General features: G+C 71.6%; 13 protein-coding genes. 9 read left to right on the top strand and 4 right to left on the bottom strand.

What is annotated here, in order from left to right:
• Positions 1 to 61: 61 nt before the first annotated feature.
• The 4 genes from scy to FNV62_RS34335 all read left to right on the top strand — a co-directional run bounded on the left by scy (position 62) and on the right by FNV62_RS34335 (position 6,973).
• On the top strand, positions 62 to 3,913 hold the full coding sequence (gene scy, locus FNV62_RS34350) for a polarized growth protein Scy (RefSeq protein WP_054233201.1): 3,852 nt from the start codon (positions 62 to 64) through the stop codon (positions 3,911 to 3,913).
• A 183-nt stretch (positions 3,914 to 4,096) separates the two neighbouring features.
• Entirely contained in the window at positions 4,097 to 5,032 is a 936-nt protein-coding gene (locus FNV62_RS34345; protein ID WP_060901293.1) for a hypothetical protein, read from the top strand.
• Positions 5,033 to 5,249: 217 nt separating this feature from the next.
• Positions 5,250 to 6,200, top strand: a complete 951-nt coding sequence (locus tag FNV62_RS34340; RefSeq protein ID WP_097289206.1) for an ABC transporter ATP-binding protein — start codon at positions 5,250 to 5,252, stop codon at positions 6,198 to 6,200.
• A 2-nt stretch (positions 6,201 to 6,202) separates the two neighbouring features.
• Positions 6,203 to 6,973, top strand: coding sequence for an ABC transporter permease (locus tag FNV62_RS34335; protein ID WP_143609240.1), 771 nt, complete (start codon positions 6,203 to 6,205; stop codon positions 6,971 to 6,973).
• A gap of 7 nt (positions 6,974 to 6,980) precedes the next feature.
• Here FNV62_RS34335 and FNV62_RS34330 read toward each other — a convergent pair whose 3' ends face one another.
• Entirely contained in the window at positions 6,981 to 7,943 is a 963-nt protein-coding gene (locus tag FNV62_RS34330; RefSeq protein WP_143602941.1) for a hypothetical protein, read from the bottom strand.
• Positions 7,944 to 8,144: 201 nt separating this feature from the next.
• Between FNV62_RS34330 and FNV62_RS34325 the strand changes: the two genes are divergently transcribed.
• From FNV62_RS34325 to FNV62_RS34315, 3 genes are all read left to right on the top strand, one after another.
• On the top strand, positions 8,145 to 9,035 hold the full coding sequence (locus FNV62_RS34325; protein WP_225900471.1) for a hypothetical protein: 891 nt from the start codon (positions 8,145 to 8,147) through the stop codon (positions 9,033 to 9,035).
• Between the two features lie 247 nt (positions 9,036 to 9,282).
• Positions 9,283 to 10,518 (top strand): ABC transporter ATP-binding protein, encoded by a 1,236-nt coding sequence (locus tag FNV62_RS34320; RefSeq protein ID WP_143628130.1) that lies wholly within the window; start codon positions 9,283 to 9,285, stop codon positions 10,516 to 10,518.
• Positions 10,515 to 11,360 (top strand): ABC transporter permease subunit, encoded by an 846-nt coding sequence (locus FNV62_RS34315; RefSeq protein WP_097286255.1) that lies wholly within the window; start codon positions 10,515 to 10,517, stop codon positions 11,358 to 11,360. Before FNV62_RS34320 ends, FNV62_RS34315 begins: the two co-directional genes overlap by 4 nt.
• A gap of 22 nt (positions 11,361 to 11,382) precedes the next feature.
• Here the strand turns inward: FNV62_RS34315 and FNV62_RS34310 are convergent, their stop codons facing one another.
• A complete protein-coding gene (locus FNV62_RS34310; protein ID WP_054233208.1) occupies positions 11,383 to 11,715 on the bottom strand; it encodes a hypothetical protein in 333 nt (110 codons plus the stop codon).
• Between the two features lie 220 nt (positions 11,716 to 11,935).
• On the opposite strand from FNV62_RS34310, the gene FNV62_RS34305 reads away from it, so the two are divergent.
• Positions 11,936 to 12,964, top strand: coding sequence for an LLM class flavin-dependent oxidoreductase (locus FNV62_RS34305; RefSeq protein ID WP_143628128.1), 1,029 nt, complete (start codon positions 11,936 to 11,938; stop codon positions 12,962 to 12,964).
• Positions 12,965 to 13,220: 256 nt separating this feature from the next.
• Here FNV62_RS34305 and FNV62_RS34300 read toward each other — a convergent pair whose 3' ends face one another.
• Positions 13,221 to 13,613: an SCO5389 family protein gene (locus tag FNV62_RS34300; protein ID WP_054233210.1), complete on the bottom strand. Its 393-nt coding sequence runs from the start codon at positions 13,611 to 13,613 to the stop codon at positions 13,221 to 13,223.
• Positions 13,614 to 13,857: 244 nt separating this feature from the next.
• Here FNV62_RS34300 and nucS point away from each other — a divergent pair, with 244 nt between their 5' ends.
• Positions 13,858 to 14,529 carry an endonuclease NucS gene (gene nucS, locus FNV62_RS34295; protein WP_060901300.1) on the top strand — a complete coding sequence of 224 codons (672 nt, stop codon included), beginning with the start codon at positions 13,858 to 13,860 and terminating at the stop codon, positions 14,527 to 14,529.
• A gap of 96 nt (positions 14,530 to 14,625) precedes the next feature.
• Here the strand turns inward: nucS and FNV62_RS34290 are convergent, their stop codons facing one another.
• Positions 14,626 to 17,190 carry an ATP-binding protein gene (locus tag FNV62_RS34290; protein WP_143609237.1) on the bottom strand — a complete coding sequence of 855 codons (2,565 nt, stop codon included), beginning with the start codon at positions 17,188 to 17,190 and terminating at the stop codon, positions 14,626 to 14,628.
• Positions 17,191 to 17,391 lie beyond the last annotated feature (201 nt).

The raw sequence follows: 17,391 nt of genomic DNA, 5'->3' as shown, positions 1-17,391 counted from the left end.
CGGCGGATGGACGGGGTTCGTTTGGAGAGACTTGCGACCAGGGGACGGATGGGACCGCGCAGTGCGGGGCTACGAACGCCAGGAGCGAGAGCCGGCGGCTGACGTCGACCACCTCTCTCGGTTCGAGGCCGAGATGGAACGGCTGAAGACCGAGCGGGAGAAGGCCGTCCAGCACGCCGAGGACCTCGGCTATCAGGTCGAGGTGCTGCGCGCCAAGCTGCACGAGGCGCGCCGCAGTCTGGCGACCCGGCCTGCCTACGACAGCGGTGGCGACCTCGGCTATCAGGCCGAGCAATTGCTCCGTAATGCCCAGATCCAGGCCGATCAGCTGCGCGCCGACGCCGAGCGCGAGATGAGCCAGGCCCGGGCCCAGACGCAGCGCATCCTCCAGGAGCACGCCGAGCAGGCCGCCCGCTTGCAGGCGGAGCTGCACCAGGAGGCGGTCGCGCGCCGCCAGCAGCTCGATCAGGAGCTGGCCGAGCGCCGTCAGACCGTCGAGTCGCACGTCAACGAGAACGTGGCGTGGGCCGAGCAGCTGCGCGCCCGCAGCGAGCAGCAGGCCCGCCGGCTCCTGGAGGAGTCGCGCGCGGAGGCGGACCAGGCGCTGAGTGCCGCCCGCACGGAGGCCGAGCGGATCGCCGCCGAGGCCCGCCAGCGGCTGACGAACGACGCCGAGTCGGCCCGCGCCGAGGCCGAGGCGCTGCTGCGCCGGGCCCGCACGGACGCCGAGCGGCTGCTGAACGCCGCGTCGATGCAGGCCCAGGAGGCCACCGACCACGCCGAGCAGCTGCGCAGCTCCACGGCGAACGAGTCGGACAGCGCGCGCCGCCAGGCCACCGAGCTGAGCCGGGCCGCCGAGCAGCGCATGACGGAGGCCGAGTCGGCGCTGCGCGAGGCGCGGACCGAGGCGGACAAGGTCGTCGCCGAGGCGAAGGAGGCCGCGGCCAAGGCCCTGGCGAGCGCCGAGTCGGCGAACGAGCAGCGCACGCGGACGGCGAAGGAACAGGTCGCCCGGCTGGTCAGCGAGGCCACCAAGGAGGCCGAGACCACCAAGTCCGACGCCGAGCAGGCCGTCGCGGACGCCAAGGCCAAGGCCGAGAAGATCGTCGCGGAGGCCGAGGAGACCGCGCGCAGCCTCACCGCCGAGGAGACCGCCTCCCAGCTCTCCAAGGCGGCCCGTACCGCCGAGGACGTCCTGGACAAGGCGTCCGAGGACGCCAAGGCGACCAGGAAGGCGGCGGCCGAGGAGGCCGAGCGGATCCGCACCGAGGCGGAGTCCGAGGCGGACCGGCTGCGTGCCGAGGCGCACGACATCGCCGAGCAGCTCAAGGGCACGGCGAAGGACGACACCAAGGAGTACCGCGCCAAGACGGTCGAGCTGCAGGAGGAGGCGCGCCGGCTGCGCGGCGAGGCCGAGCAGCTGCGCTCCGACGCCAACGCCGAGGGCGAGCGGATCCGCTCCGAGGCCCGGCGCGAGGCCGTCCAGCAGATCGAGGAGGCGGCCAAGACCGCCGAAGAGCTGCTCGCGAAGGCCAAGGCGGACGCGGACGAGCTGCGGAACACGGCCACCGGCGACAGCGAGCGGGTGCGCACCGAGGCCATCGAGCGCGCCACGACGCTGCGCCGTCAGGCCGAGGAGACCCTGGAGCGCACGCGCAAGGAGGCCGAGCGCAACCGCGAGGAGGCCGTCGAGCTCTCCGACACGATCAAGGCGGAGGCCGAGCGGGCCGCCGAGACGCTGCGCGAGGAGACCGAGCGCGCCATAGCGGCCCGTCGGACGGAGGCCGCCGAGGAGCTGACCCGGCTGCACACCGAGGCCGAGCAGCGGCTCGCCTCGGCCGAGCAGGCGCTGAGCGACGCACGGGCGGACGCCGAGCGGATCCGCCGCGAGGCCGCCGAGGAGAGCGACCGGCTGCGTTCGGAGGCCGCCGAGCGGATCCGTACGCTTCAGGCGCAGGCCGAGGCGGAGGCGGAGCGGCTGCGCAACGAGGCCGCCGCGGACGCCTCCACGTCGCGCGCCGAGGGCGAGAACATCGCCGTACGACTGCGGTCGGAGGCAGCGGCGGAGGCCGAGCGGCTGAAGTCGGAGGCCCAGGACACCGCCGACCGGGTACGGGCGGAGGCCCAGGCCGCGGCCGAGCGGCTGGCCACCGAGGGCGCGGAGACGCTGGCCGCCGCCCAGGAGGAGGCCGCCCGGCGCCGCCGCGAGGCCGAGGAACTCCTCGGTTCCGCGCGCCAGGAGGCGGACCAGGAGCGCGAGCGGGCCCGCGAGCAGAGCGAGGAGCTCCTCGCCTCCGCGCGCAACCGTGTCGACGAGGCCCAGGCCGAGGCCGTACGGCTGGTCGAGGAGGCCGACCGGCGCGCGACCGAGATGGTCTCCAGCGCCGAGCAGACCGCGCAGCAGGTGCGCGACGCCGTGGCGGGGCTGCACGAGCAGGCCCAGGAGGAGATCACCGGCCTGCGCAGCGCCGCCGAGCACGCGGCGGACCGGACCAGGACCGAGGCGCAGGAGGAGGCGGACCGGGTCCGCGCCGACGCGTACGCGGAGCGGGAGCGGGCCTCCGAGGACGCGAGCCGTATCCGGCGTGAGGCGGCCGAGGAGACGGACGCCGCCAAGTCGCTCGCGGAGCGTACGGTTTCGGAGGCGATCGCCGAGTCCGAGCGGCTGCGTTCGGAAGCCGCCGAGCACGCCGAGCGGGTGCGCACCGAGGCCTCCGACACCATCGCGAACGCCGAGCAGGACGCTTCGCGCAGCCGTGCCGAGGCCCGGGAGGACGCGAACCGGATCCGTTCGGACGCGGCCACGCAGGTCGACACGCTCATCACCGAGGCGCGCTCCGAGGCGGAGCGGCTGACGAACGAGACGAACGCCGAGGCCGAGCGCGTGCGCGCGGAGTCCGTGGCCAAGGCCGAGCGGCTGGTCTCGGACGCGACCGGGGACGCGGAGCGGCTGCGCGCCGAGGCCGCCGAGACGGTCGGTTCCGCGCAGCAGCACGCCGAGCGGATCCGCAGCGAGTCCGAGCGCGTCAAGGCCGAGGCGGCGGCGGAGGCCGAGCGGCTCACGTCCGAGGCCCGCGAGGAGGCCGACCGGACGCTGGACGCGGCGCGCCGGGAGGCCAACAAGCGGCGCTCCGAGGCGGCCGAGCAGGTCGACACCCTCATCTCGGAGACGGCGTCCGAGGCGGACAAGCTGCTCGCCGAGGCGCAGCAGAGCGCGCAGAAGACCACGGCGGACGCCGAGTCGCAGGCCGACACGATGGTGGGCGCGGCACGCAACGAGGCCGAGCGGCTGGTCTCCGAGGCGACCGTCGAGGGCAACACCCTGGTGGAGCGGTCCCGTACGGACGCGGACGAGCTGCTGGTCGGCGCGCGCCGGGACGCGACCGCCATAAGGGAGCGGGCGGAGGAGCTGCGCGACCGCGTCACCACCGAGATCGAGGAACTGCACGAGCGGGCCAGGCGTGAGTCGGCCGAGGCGATGAAGACGGCCGGCGAGCGCTGCGACACGCTGGTGCGGGCCGCCGAGGACCAGCTCGCCGAGGCCGAGGCGAAGGCGAAGGACCTGGTCTCGGAGGCCAACTCCGAGGCGAGCAAGGTCCGTATCGCCGCGGTCAAGAAGGCCGAGGGGCTCCTCAAGGAGGCCGAGCAGAAGAAGAGCTCGCTCATCGCGGAGGCGACGGAGATCAAGGCCGAGGCCATCCGCGAGGCGCGGGCCGCGGTCGAGGAGGGCAAGCGCGAGCTGGAGGTGCTGATCCGCCGGCGCGAGGACATCAACGCCGAGATCTCCCGTGTCCAGGATGTCCTGGAGGCGTTGGAGTCCTTTGAGGCCCCGTCCGCAGGCAAGGACGGTGGGGTCAAAGCGGGCGCTGCCGCCGGCGCAACTCGTTCGAGTGGCAAGTCGTCAGAAGGCTAGCCATAACCACCCATTCCGTGCTTTGCACGGACCTTTGCCACAGGTTCTGGCAAGCCGTCTGACAGTTAGCCACCCAAAAGGAGTCTCATTCTCCAGATCAAACACGCATCCGCTCGATGACACACCGCTTTGGCCCCTAGGATTCCACCTATCACCTCACCGGTCTCATTCGACAGGAACCCCATGAGCGACACTTCCCCCTACGGCTTCGAGCTTGTGCGGCGTGGGTACGACCGCGCTCAGGTGGACGAACGCATTTCGAAGCTCGTCTCCGACCGTGACAGCGCTCTGGCCCGTATCACTGCTCTCGAAAAGCGCATCGAGGAGCTCCACCTCGAGACGCAGAACGCCCAGGCCCAGGTCAGCGACGCGGAGCCGTCGTACGCGGGTCTCGGCGCGCGTGTCGAGAAGATCCTCCGCCTCGCCGAGGAGGAGGCGAAGGATCTGCGCGAGGAGGCCCGTCGCGCGTCCGAGCAGCACCGTGAGCTCGCCGAGTCGGCCGCCCAGCAGGTCCGCAACGACGCAGAATCGTTCGCTGCGGACCGCAAGTCCAAGGCCGAGGACGAGGGCGTCCGGATCGTCGAGAAGGCCAAGAGCGACGCCTCCCAGCTGCGCCAGGAGGCGCAGAAGGACGCGCAGTCCAAGCGCGAGGAGGCGGACGCCCTCTTCGAGGAGACCCGTGCCAAGGCCGCACAGGCCGCCGCCGACTTCGAGACGAACCTCGCCAAGCGCCGCGAGCAGTCCGAGCGCGACCTGGCGTCGCGTCAGGCCAAGGCCGAGAAGCGCCTCGCGGAGATCGAGCACCGCGCGGAGCAGCTCCGCCTGGAGGCCGAGAAGCTGCGCACGGACGCCGAGCGCCGCGCCCGCCAGACGGTGGAGACGGCCCAGCGCCAGGCCGAGGACATCGTGGCCGACGCGAACGCCAAGGCCGACCGCATCCGCTCGGAATCCGAGCGCGAGCTGGCGGCGCTGACGAACCGTCGCGACTCGATCAACGCTCAGCTCACGAACGTCCGCGAGATGCTCGCGACGCTCACGGGCGCCGCGGTGGCCGCCGCGACCACGCCGGCCGAGGACGAGCCGATCTCCCGCGGGGTTCCGGCCCAGCAGTCCCGGTAGGTTCGGGCGGTTTCCGGCAGCACTCCGGCCCGCGCTCTCTTCTCGGGAGCGCGGGCCGTCGGCGTCCCCCGCGAGGGGCGCGGGACGGTGACGTTTCGCCGCTCCGCCGCGTGGGCGCGACAAGCCACGATGACGCGGCGGTCGGAGACGGTGAACATGCGGCAAACACACCGCCGCCCAAGTGGCACGGCCCCAGACCGCGTCCTACCGTGTCCGCATGATCGAGCTAGAGGGGCTGACCAAGCGGTACGGCGAGAAGGTGGCGGTCAACCATCTGACCTTCACCGTCAGACCCGGTATCGTCACGGGGTTCCTCGGTCCGAACGGTGCGGGCAAGTCCACGACGATGCGGATGATGCTCGGCCTCGACCGCCCCACCGCGGGCGACGTACGCATCGACGGGAAGCACTACGACCACCTCAAGGACCCGCTGAAGTACATCGGCGCCCTGCTGGACGCCAAGGCCATGCACGGCGGCCGCAGCGCCTTCAACCACCTCCTCTGTCTCGCCCAGAGCAACGGGATCCCCAAGGCGCGGGTGGACGAGGTCCTGGACACCGTGGGCCTCACCTCGGTGGCCAGGAAGAAGGCCAAGGGCTTCTCGCTCGGCATGGGCCAACGACTCGGCATCGCGGGCGCGCTGCTCGGCGACCCGCGGATCCTGATGTTCGACGAGCCGGTCAACGGCCTCGACCCCGAGGGCATCCACTGGATCCGCAACCTGATGAAGTCCCTGGCCGGCCAGGGCCGTACGGTCTTCGTGTCGAGTCACCTCATGAGCGAGATGGCGCTGACCGCGGATCACCTCGTCGTCATCGGCCAGGGCCGCCTCCTCGCGGACACCTCCATGGCCGACTTCATCGCGCAGAACTCGCGGTCGTACGTCCGTATCCGCTCCCCCCAGCGTGAGCGGCTGCTCGACGTCCTGCACGGGGCGGGGATCACCGTCGTCGAGAGCGGCAGCGGGACGTTGGAGGTGGACGGCGCGAAGTCGGAGCAGATCGGTGAGCTGGCCGCGCAGCACCAGATCGTGCTGCACGAGCTGAGCCCCCAGCAGGCCTCCCTGGAGGAGGCGTTCATGCGGCTGACCGCGGAGTCGGTGGAGTACCACGCGCACACCGATGCCCCGCCCCAGCAGTGGGGCGGCGGCTGGAACAAGGAGACCTGAGCATGGCGGCGACCCAGGTCCTCAAGTCCGAGTGGACCAAGATCCGGTCGGTCGCGTCCACCGTCTGGACGCTCAGTCTCGCCGCGGTGGTCACGATCGCGCTGGGCATCCTGATCTCGCTGCTGTCGAACAACGAGTTCGACAAGATGGGCGAGAGGGACCGGCTCTCCTTCGACCCGACGTTCATCAGCTTCGCGGGGATGACCCTCGGTCAGCTCGCGATGATCGTGTTCGGGGTGCTCGTGGTCGGCAACGAGTACAGCACCGGCATGATCCGCACCTCGCTGGCCGCGGTCCCGCAGCGCGCCACGTTCCTCTTCAGCAAGATCGCGGTGGCGGCGGGGCTCGCCCTCGTCGTCGGCATGATCACCAGCTTCATCGCCTTCTTCCTCGGACAGGCGGCGCTCGGCACGCACAGCGCGTCGATCAGCGACTCCGGGGTGCTGCGCGCGGTGATCGGCGGCGGCCTCTACATGACGCTGATCGCGGTCTTCTCGATGGGCGTCGCGACGATGCTGCGCAGCCCGATGCTCTCGCTCGGCATCCTCATGCCGTTCTTCTTCCTGATCTCCAACATCCTCGGCGCGGTGTCCGCGACCAAGAAGATCGGCCGCTATCTGCCCGACCAGGCCGGCAGCAAGATCATGCGGGTGGTGACCCCGATCGGCGACGACACCCCGTACGGACCCTGGGGCGGCCTGGTGATCATGGTCCTGTGGGTGGTCGCGGCGCTCCTCGGCGGCTATCTGCTGCTGAAGAGGCGGGACGCGTAGACGACCTTCAGGGCCTGGGGTCCTCGCCGTTCGGGTGGGGTTCCAGGGCGTCGAAGTCCGTCCAGCCCTCCCAGCGCCACACGTCCTTGTCGAGGTCCGGCTGGAGCGGCACGAAGCGGCCGAGTTCGAAGTCGCCCGCCTCCAGGTCGAACCAGCGCTCGTCGGCGACCTCGGTGCCCAGGCCCACCGTCCGTGCCGTCAGCCGGACGAGGAGCTTGACGCCGTACGAGCCGGACAGCTCCTTGCCCTGGATACGCCGGAACGGCAGTTCGGCCACCGGTGCCTCGACCGGTATCCACACGGTGAAGGGCGCCCCGCGCTCGACCGCGAGCCAGTACCGCTCGTCGGCCGGTTCGCCCTGCGCGTCCAGGACCTTCAGCCACTGCTTGTAGATGACCAGGCTGCCGTCGTGCGGGGAGCGCTCCAGGTAGCGCAGATGGGCACGGGCGCGCAGATCCACGACGGACAGGTTGTCGAAGCGGTTGTAGAAGCGGACGGCGATGATCGCGTCCTCGCTGTCGGCGTGGCGCCTCGAGTAGCCGGGGAAGTCCGCGGTCCAGGCCTGCGAGATGCTGGCCCGCTGCCGCCAGACGAACGGCCGCAGCGCGAACATCTTGATCAGGACGATGCCCAGCAGCACCGCGGGCACCAGGGAGCCCGTGACGGAGGCGACCGTGGCGAGCAACTGGTGCGCGGTGCTGTCCGGCTCGGGGCTGAGATTGTCCGTACCGACACTCGCCCGCAGCACCGCGAGACTCAGGTCGAAGAGCCGCTCCCCGTTCGAGAACCGCTCCGCCATCGACCGCGACGAGTGCTCGGTGAGCGTCCACGCGGTCGCGATGACGACGGAGAGCCCGGCCAGCGCGCCCAGCGTCATCAGAAGGAGGGCGTGGACGGTACGTCCGGCGATCCACCAGCGAACGGACGTACGGAAGCGCGGATGGGCCCGGCCCCGCCCCGAGGACCCCACCCGACTCCACCCGCGTCTCATCAACCTCAACTCACTTCCCCCGTAACCCACTTCGCCCCCACTCGTACAATGGGACGGCATGATTCCCGGTGTCCGTTCCGGCCAACCCCGTCCGGACGGGGAGACCGGGCCCCGCCCCGGGTACATCTCGCGTGGAAGGCTGTTGCCCCTATCGCGCGACCACCCCCGAAGGGCGTCACCGTGACGACGAAGGACCGAAGCCTGCAGGCGCTGGGCCTGGACGACGTGCCCGCGAAGCAGCCGCTCACCTATCCCGGCCGTCCCACCACCGAGCCCTCGCTGCTCACCGGTGGCGAACTGCTCCAGCTCGACGTGCGGCCGCTGCGGCTCGGCGAGTGGTACGTGGAGGAGCGCCAGGAGCAGCAGCGGCTCGACGAGGCGCTCGCCGACCTCGGCCAGGTCGGCACCGGGCACCGCCACCCGGTGATCGCCGTCGGCTCCAACGCCTCCCCCGGCCAGGTCGCCCACAAGCTGACCCGGCTCGGCATCCAGGCGACCGTGCCGATGGTGCCGGTGCGGGTGCACGGCATCGGGGTGGGCTGCTCGGGGCACATCAGTCCGGCGGGGTACGTGGCGGGGACGCCGTACGTCGACCCGCGCGCCGAGACCACGCTCGTCGTCACCTGGCTGGACTCGACGCAGCTGAAGGCGGTCGACGACACCGAGTTCCCGGACTACCGGCGGGCGATACTCCCGGGCGACGCGTTCGCGATGACGATGCCCTCCGGCGAGCGGCTCGGCGGCGCGTACATCTACTTCAGCGCGCACGGGGTGCTCGCCGATCCGGCCACCGGGCAGCCGCGTCCGGGCGGCGGCGACCAGGCGCAGCTGCTCGCCGCGCTGCTGGCCGGCTCCGCCCGGCTGCGCGAACTGCTCGGTCCCGACCCGGCCACCTGGGTGCGGCGCGCGGGAGCCGACCGCGCGCTGCGCGAGCGGGGCACGCTGGTCTTCGGTGAGGAGGGCTGGGTACTGCCGCAGACGGACTTCCTGCCGTACGTCGACGACGCGTCCGAGCTGCGGCTGTACGACGACCTGCCACCGCTGGACGACTCGCTTCCCCGTCGGGCGTGAGGCGTGCTCCGTATCGGCTGCGGTATCGGGTGCGGAGGTTCCGTTTCCAGCCTGACCAGGCAGGACGGGTACCTGACAAAGGTAGGGTGCGGGTAAGGCCCCAGGTAAGACCGTTCTCCCGCCCGCCCCCCGCGTGACCTGCACATTTTTACTTACTCTTGAGTGGAACCGTCAGCGCCCCGATATCCTCCTAACCCTTACGGGGGCGTGCGCCCCGACGTCCTGAACCTTTCGATGGGTGCGGAGCATGATCGAGGCAGTCGGCCTGACGAAGCGCTACGGCGCCAAGACGGCCGTGTACAACCTTTCCTTCCAGGTGCGGCCGGGTGCCGTCACCGGCTTCCTCGGGCCCAACGGCTCGGGCAAGTCGACGACGATGCGGATGATCCTCGGCCTCGACAACCCCACCTCGGGGCAGGTCACCATCGGCGGCTTCCCCTACCGCAAGCTGCCCAACGCGCCCCGCCAGGTCGGCGCGCTCCTCGACGCCAAGGCCGTGCACGGCGGCCGGCACGCCCGCAACCACCTGCTCTGCCTCGCCCAGCTGTCGGGCATCCCGGCCCGCCGGGTCGACGAGGTACTCGGCGTGGTCGGGCTGCAGGACGTGGCCAAGAAGCGCTCCAAGGGCTTCTCGCTCGGCATGGGACAGCGGCTCGGCATCGCCGCCGCGCTCCTCGGCGACCCTCAGGTGCTGCTCTTCGACGAGCCGGTCAACGGCCTCGACCCCGAGGGCATCCTCTGGGTCCGCAACCTGATGAAGGCGCTCGCGGCGGAGGGCCGCACGGTCTTCGTCTCCTCGCACCTGATGAGCGAGATGGCGCTGACCGCCGACCACCTGATCGTGATCGGGCGCGGTCAGCTGCTCGCCGACCAGAACATCAAGGACTTCATCTCGCACAACTCGGCCGACTTCGCCCGGGTCCGCACCCCGGAGACCGAGCCGCAGCAGCGCGAGAAGCTGACCGCCGCGCTCACCGAGGCGGGCGGCCAGGTGCTGCCCGAGCAGGACGGCGCGCTGCGCGTGATGGGCCTGCCGCTGCCCCGCATCAGCGACCTCGCGCACTCCGCCGACGTACGCCTGTGGGAGCTCTCTCCGCACCAGGCCTCGCTGGAGGAGGCGTACATGCGGATGACACAGGGCGCCGTCGACTACCGCTCGACCATCGACCAGAAGGCCGGGCTCCAGCAGGAGCTGCCGCCGGGTGCCATACCGCCGCCGCAGCTGCCGGTCGCGGGCCAGGGCCAGCCGGGCTGGTACGCACCGCCGCCGCCCCAGCAGGGCGGGCAGCCGTTCGCGATGCCGCAGGGCGCCCCGCAGGCGGGTCCCTACGGCGCTCCGGGCACCCCGGGTGCGCCGGGTACCGCGGACGTCAACCCGTACGCCCAGCCCGCTCCCCAGGCCCCCGCGCAGCCGCCCGTCGCGCCCCCGGCGCCCGCCGCTCCCGCCACCCCCGACCTGACCAAGCCCGAGGACGCCCGATGAGCACGCCCCCGCCCCCGATGCCGCAGCAGGCCGCCGCTGCCCCCACCTGGCAGGCGGCGCCCGGCACTTCGTACAGCTCGCCGATCCCGGTCACCCCCACCCACCTCGGCCACGCGCTCACCTCCGAGTGGACGAAGATCAAGTCGGTGCGCTCGACGCTCTGGACGCTCGGCATCTTCCTGCTCCTGGTGGTCGGCATCGGCTTCCTGGTCGCCGCGCAGACCCAGGACTCCGACTTCGGCGACGTGCCGTACACGATCCCGGCCTTCTTCGGGCTGATACTGGGCCAGATCTGCCTGATCACGCTGGGCGTCCTGGTCGTCTCCTCCGAGTACGGCACGGGCATGATCCGCACGACCTTCACGGCCTCGCCGCAGCGCCACCGGGTGCTCACCGCCAAGTTGATCATCTTCTTCGCGGTGGCGTTCACCGTCTCGGTGTTCTCCATCGGCCTGGTCGGCCTCATGACCTCGGCCATGCACAGCGGTTCCTCGCACGTCTCGTGGGGCGGCACGGTCGTCAAGGGTGCGCTGTACGTCTCGCTGCTCGGCGTCCTGTCCCTCGCGGTGGGCTCGATGCTGCGGCACTCGGCGGGCGCGATCACCACGATGCTCGGTGTCGTGCTGGTGCCCGCGATCCTGCCCGCGTTCCTGATGATGTCGCAGAGCATGCGCACGATCGGCGAGAAGATGCAGGAGTACGCCGCTCCCAACGCCCTCGCCAGGGTCTTCGCCCTGAACAACGAGAACGGCAGCGGCGTCGCGCAGCTCGGTCTGCTCGCCGGGGTGACGGCGGCGGCGATCGCCGGCGCGTACGTGCTGCTGGAGCGCCGCGACGTGTGAGTCCGCTCCGGCCCGAAGGGGCCTAGAACCTGGGCGCGTTACGGGACCGCTGCACCCTTGAGGTGCGGCGGTCCTTCGCGTTCCAGCAGGCCTTGTGCCAGTGGCGGCGCTCGTCGACGCCCGAGTGCTCGGGCCAGGCCACCACGTGCGGGACGCCGGAGGGGATCATCTGGTCGCAGCCCGGGCAGCGGTAGGTCTTGCCCTCGGCGCTGGCGCCCGCCACATGGCGCACGCTCCACTCCTCGCCCTGCCAGCTCTCCGTGGACTGCCAGCCGCCGTACCGCCCGGAGCGGTCGTCCTCCGCGCTCCGGTCGGAGGGGTCGGAACCCTTGGGGCGGTTGCGACGCGGGGACACAGGACACCTCACGGAGCTATACAGGGAGCAGGGTCTGCTCCAGCCTACGCGGAGCGGACTGGGGTAGCCGTACCCCACCAACCCCCTCAGATCGCCCTCCCGTCGGCTCATTCTGCAGACAATCCGCAAATCTCTCCGACAGGCCGTGTCCTCGGCACGTGTCGGGCGGTTATGCCGGTGGGGGAGCTCCGCGTCGGAGCCGAGGAAGCAGGAAAGCACCATGCACGTTGGAAGTTTTGTACTGGCGGCCCAGTTCCCGGGACAGGGCCAGGGGGAGGCCCTGCACCGCGCGGTGCGCACGGCCGAGGTCGCCGAAGAGGCCGGGCTCGACGCGGTGTGGCTGGCCGAGCACCACTTCGTGCCGTACGGGACGTGCCCGTCGGCGGTGACCCTGGCCGCCCTGCTGCTGGGCCGCACCAGCCGCATCCGCGTGGGTACTGCGGTGAGCGTACTGCCCACCGTCCACCCCGTCGCACTCGGCGAGCAGGCCGCGCTGCTGCACGTGACGTCCGGCGGCCGTTTCACGCTGGGCGTGGGGCGCGGCGGGCCCTGGGTGGACCTGGAGGTCTTCGGCGCGGGCCTGGAGGCGTACGAGAAGGGGTTCCCGGAATCACTCGATCTGCTGGTGCGCTGGCTGCGCGAGCCGTCCGTGGAAGGACGGGGCGAGCGGTTCAGGTTCCGCGAAGTGCCCGTCGTGCCCCGGCCGTCGGAGTCACTGAGCGGCTCCCCCGGCCCCGAGGTCGTCGTCGCCTGCACCTCGCCGGCGAGCGTGCGTCTCGCCGCCGAGCGGGGGCTGCCGATGCTCCTCGGTATGCACGTCGGTGACGAGGAGAAGGCCGAAATGGTGTCCCTGTGGCGACAGTTGGCGCGTGTGGCGGGCCGTTCGACGGACGAGATCCTCGGCGCGGCCCATGTGTCGGCCGGCGTCTGCCAGATCGCGGACCGTCGCACCGACGCCGTCGAGACACTCCTCAAGGCGATGCCCGGCTGGCTGAGGCAGGGACTGGACGCGCATGTGACGGTCGACGGCCGCGCCCGCGCGATGCGGGACCCGCTGGCGTACACGGAACTCCTGTGCGGGCTGCACCCGGTGGGCACGCCGCGCCTGTGCGCCGACCGTCTCGCGGCCACCTCGGAGCGCACCGGCATCTCCCGCTTCGCCCTCCTCGTCGAGGGCTCCGGCGACCTGGCGGCGACAGAGGAGAACGTCCAACGACTCGGCTCCGAGGTACTCCCCCACCTCGGCTGAGACAGGTCACCGCGGACGGCGTGGGCCCGGGAGAGGGTGCGGGCGCCCTGGGCCCACCAAGGGTCTCCAGGGCCCCACAACCGACTTGTCCCGCCCCGCGGCCCGGACAACTCGGTCTCCCTGACCCGACGCACACACCCACCCACCCACGATCCGCGTCCCGCTGTCGGCCCGGGGACCCGGGGGAGCCTGCCGCCCCGTACAGATGCACCTCCCGCGTACGGAGCGGCAAGCAATGCGGCATCAAGGCGTCACGTCAGCAGTCTCGGAACTCCGGCGACTGATTCAGCAGCTGACTGCGCACCGAGGTGAAGCGTGCCAGCGTGTCGTCCACTGAGCTGTCCAGTGGGAACACCGCCACCCGATGGCAGTTCTGGAAGGCCAGCCGCACACCGAAGTGCCGCTGCAGCGCGCCGCGTATCGCGTCACTCGCGAGCGCACGCAGCAGCTGGCCACGCGCCTGCTCGTCCGGCGGAGGCGTCTGGTTGTCGGCGAAGTTGCCGCCGTCCACCTTCAGCTGAGCCACCAGGGAGCTGATCATCTCCCATGCGTAGGGCAGGGAGGTCCGGACGCAGTCGACGAATTCTGCTTCGTCGACCTCGCCTCGCTCGGCCTTCTCGAGTAGGGCCGGTGAGACGTCGAGCGACATGGGTTCTCCTCTCGCACCCCCAGACCTCGGGGGTTGCCGGACAGGTAAGGGACATTCGCGATATCGAACACTCTGAGTACACGCATCGCGACCTCCCGTTTATACGGTAAGCAACGTACGGTGACGGCACCAGGAGAATGCGCACATAGCGAACTCCCAGTAGGCCCACAATCAGCCACGACCGAACAGGCGTCTTCCAGGGCGAATCGCGTGGACCTCCGCCCGTCGAGTAGCGTTGCGGACCATGCGTCTCGTCATTGCCCGCTGCTCCGTTGACTACGCGGGCCGGCTCACCGCCCATCTCCCGTCGGCCCCCCGTCTCATCCTGGTGAAGGCGGACGGCAGCGTCTCGATCCACGCTGACGACCGGGCCTACAAGCCCCTCAACTGGATGTCGCCGCCCTGCACCCTGAAGGAGGGCTCCGGCGACGAGGAGGGCGTCTGGACCGTCATCAACAAGGCGGGCGAGAAGCTCATCATCACGATGGAGGAAGTCCTCCACGACTCCTCGCACGAACTCGGCGTGGACCCCGGCCTGATCAAGGACGGCGTGGAAGCGCACCTCCAGGAGCTCCTCGCCGACCGCATCGAAACGCTCGGCGAGGGCTACACGCTCATCCGCCGCGAGTACATGACGGCCATCGGCCCCGTCGACATCCTGTGCCGCGACGGCGAGGGCCAGACCGTCGCCATCGAGATCAAGCGCCGCGGCGAGATCGACGGCGTGGAGCAGCTCACCCGCTACCTGGAGCTGCTCAACCGCGACCCGCACCTCGCGCCGGTCCGTGGCGTCTTCGCCGCCCAGGAGATCAAGCCGCAGGCCCGCGTCCTCGCCACGGACCGCGGCATCGGCTGCACGGTCCTGGACTACGACGCGCTGCGGGGCATCGAGGACGACAAGCTGCGGTTGTTCTGATTCGAACGACTTTGACTCAATCGGCCATGTAGTTCGCCGGTCAGAAGTGAGGGCCGGGTCCGATGTCGGACCCGGCCCTCACTTCTGTCGTGGTGCTCAGATCACCGAACCGTTCGGCGACCCGGCGGCGCTGCTGCTCGCGGGCACGCTCACCGCACTGCTCTGCGGAGCGCTGGCGGTGGTGCTCGCGGGGACGCTGGAGGCGGGGCCGCTGGCGGTGTCGGTGGTGGACGGCGTCGTCGACGGGGTGGGTGTCGGAGTGGGTGTCGGGGTGGGTGTCGGAGTGGGTGTCGGCGTCTGGCTCGGCGTCTTGGTCGGCGTCTGCGAGGGCGTCTTGGTCGGCGTCTTCGACGGGCTCTTGGACGGCGACTTGGACGGCGACGTACCCCCGCCCCCCTTCGTCCCACTCGGGCTGTCCGAAGGCCGCCCGCTCGTGCTCGTCGGCGGAGTCGGGTCGTCCGAGGTCCCGTACGTGCCGTCGGGGCCCGGGTTCGTCGGCGTGGACACCACGCCCGCGTCGCTGCCGCCGCCCTTCTTCGCCTTGTCGGCGCCGAGGCTGTCGTCCTGGCCGCCCTGGCTGGCCGAGGGGTTGACGCCGACCTTCTCGGACGGGTTGTCGGTGTTGTTGTTCGAGGTCGCGCCGAGCGTCACCACGGTGCCCAGCACCGCGACGAGCAGCGCGCCCGCGCCCGCGGCCACCAGATTGCGCCGGGTGCCGGCCACCAGACGGCTGCCCACGCCCACGCGCTTCGACGCCGGACCCGGTTCGGCCCGGTTGGTGACCAGCGTCGAGGGCTCCCCGAGCGGAGCGGAGAGCACGAACGCGGCCGGTACGCCGCCGGGCGGCGACGCCGACTCCTCGTGCCGTGCGTCGGGCACCTCCTCGCCCGCCGCCGTGCGCCCGCCGGGCAGTACGGCCACACCGGGCAGTACGGCCCCGGAGCGGTCGGCGACCAGCGCGAGGGCCCGGCGGCCCGCGACGGTGCCGCGCTTGTCGGCGAGGGCACCGCGCAGCCCGATGGAGGACTCCAGCTCGGCGCGGGCCCGGTCCAGCTGACCGCCGCAGAGCGCGAGGATGCCCAACTCGTGGTGGAAGTAGGCCTGTTCGCCGACCTCGCCGGCGAGCCGGGAGGCCTCCGCGCCGGAGCGCAGGGCGCGCTCCCAGGCGTTCCAGTTCAGTCCCGCGGCGAAGGCGGGCGCGGCCGTGCGGGCCAGCCGCACGGCGACGCTCTCGTCCTGCTCGTCGGCCGGGGCCGTGGTGAGCGGGACCAGGACGGTGAGGGCGGCGAGCACGGCGTCGGCCTCGGCGCTGACCCGTTCCGGGGTGACCGAGGGGTGTCCGGCCCACCAGGTGTAGTGCTGGGCCGCGGCGCGGGCCTGCTCCTCCAGCCCGTCGGCGTATCCGGCGGCCTCCAGCTGGGCCTGCACGCCGGCGGCGAGCCGGTAGCGGGAGCCGACCGGGGAGACCAGCGCGCAGCCCGCCAGTTCGGCGAGCGCGGCGTCGGCGTGGGTGTCGTCCACGAGGGCCGGCAGATGCGTCTGGTGCGGCACCTCACCGCCGAGCGCGATGGCGAAGCGCAGGGTGGCACGGGCCGACCCGCTCAGGCGGGAGGCGAGCAGCGCGGCGGGCGCGGCCCCCTCGGCGAGCGAGGGCAGCGGTACCTCGTGGCCGTCGGCGGCCTCGAAGGGCGCGTCGACCGGCAGGTCGACCGGGGCGTCCTGGAAGACGCCGAAGTCGTCGAAGGCGTTCTCCTTGGCCTGCAACTGGTCGCGCTGTCGCAGCAGGGCGCCGGCCTGCATGAAGCGCAGCGGCAGACCCTCGGACTCGAACCAGAGGTCGCCCGCCCAGTTCGCCTCCTCCTCGGTCAGCACGCGTCCGACGGTCCGCTCCAGGAGCTCGAGGCCGCCGCTGCGGTCGAGTCCGCCGAGGAAGACCTCTTCGAGGAGGGAGTCGGCGGAGGGCGCGGGGACGTCGGGGGTCGCGGCGATGGCGAAGGCGCACTCGGGGGTGGCGTCGAGGAGTTCGTCGAGCGCGGTGCCGCCGATCTCCACGTCGTCGAGGACGACGACCGCGCCGATCCCGTGGACGAGTTCGAGCAGTTCGTCCCGTTCGGGACGGTACAGGGGCGCGCTGTAGACGGCGGCGCACAGGTCGTACAGCAGGTCGGTCGCCGTGCGCCGGTATCCGGAGAGGCGGACGACGCCGTCGGGGGCGAGGTCCGCGCAGTCGTCGGCGACGGCGTCGAGCAGGCTGGTGCGGCCGGAGCCGGCGGGGCCGGTGAGACGTACGGAGCGCCCGCGCGCCAGCAGACGGACGAGCCGCTCGCGCTCCTCCTGGCGCTCCAGGAGCGGCAGTCGGGGCTGGGCCGGGCCCGGCGGTACGGGCGGCAGGGCGGCGCGGGCCAGATCGGCTCGCTCGGCGGCGCTGAACTTCGTGGGCCGCTGCGGTCGCTCTCCCGGCGGGCAGACCTCTATCTCGCTGCCGTCGACGGGGTTGACCGTGAGCAGGAAGTCGCCCGAGACGAGTTGGACGGTGCGGGCGAGTGCGGGTGTGTGCTGACCCAGGTCGGCGGTGAGCGCATCACGCGGTGGGCGCGAGCGAGGCGCCTGGCCGTCGTCGTCATGGCCGTACTCTTCGGGTCCCCGGTTGTTCGGGTCCATGTTCCAAGCCCCCCAAAAGCGTCGTGTGCGGATCTTGTCGCCGGGAGTCCGGTGACAAGGACCCAGGCCCCTCCCGGCCTTGCTGCACACCGCGCTGTCGCTTCTGGTCCGGTGCCCGCTCGTAGGGTTTCGGGTGGCGGGCAGCCGAACCCTAAACCTTCGCACAGTATCTCCGACAGGCCGGGGTACCGCGCGGTCCGA

This window comes from Streptomyces sp. RLB3-17 (assembly GCF_007113425.2).
Lineage (GTDB): Bacteria > Actinomycetota > Actinomycetes > Streptomycetales > Streptomycetaceae > Streptomyces > Streptomyces mirabilis_D.
The sequence above is the reverse complement of the archived record's forward strand: the minus strand, read 5'-3'. Positions and strand labels throughout refer to the sequence as shown.

Coding starts and splice junctions, on each gene's coding strand:
- FNV62_RS34300 (WP_054233210.1), bottom strand. CDS start 13,613: ATGTCGCTCGACGTCTCACCGGCCCTACTCGAGAAGGCCGAGCGAGGC.
- FNV62_RS34335 (WP_143609240.1), top strand. CDS start 6,203: ATGGCGGCGACCCAGGTCCTCAAGTCCGAGTGGACCAAGATCCGGTCG.
- FNV62_RS34305 (WP_143628128.1), top strand. CDS start 11,936: ATGCACGTTGGAAGTTTTGTACTGGCGGCCCAGTTCCCGGGACAGGGC.
- FNV62_RS34340 (WP_097289206.1), top strand. CDS start 5,250: ATGATCGAGCTAGAGGGGCTGACCAAGCGGTACGGCGAGAAGGTGGCG.
- FNV62_RS34345 (WP_060901293.1), top strand. CDS start 4,097: ATGAGCGACACTTCCCCCTACGGCTTCGAGCTTGTGCGGCGTGGGTAC.
- nucS (WP_060901300.1), top strand. CDS start 13,858: ATGCGTCTCGTCATTGCCCGCTGCTCCGTTGACTACGCGGGCCGGCTC.
- FNV62_RS34315 (WP_097286255.1), top strand. CDS start 10,515: ATGAGCACGCCCCCGCCCCCGATGCCGCAGCAGGCCGCCGCTGCCCCC.
- FNV62_RS34290 (WP_143609237.1), bottom strand. CDS start 17,190: ATGGACCCGAACAACCGGGGACCCGAAGAGTACGGCCATGACGACGAC.
- FNV62_RS34320 (WP_143628130.1), top strand. CDS start 9,283: ATGATCGAGGCAGTCGGCCTGACGAAGCGCTACGGCGCCAAGACGGCC.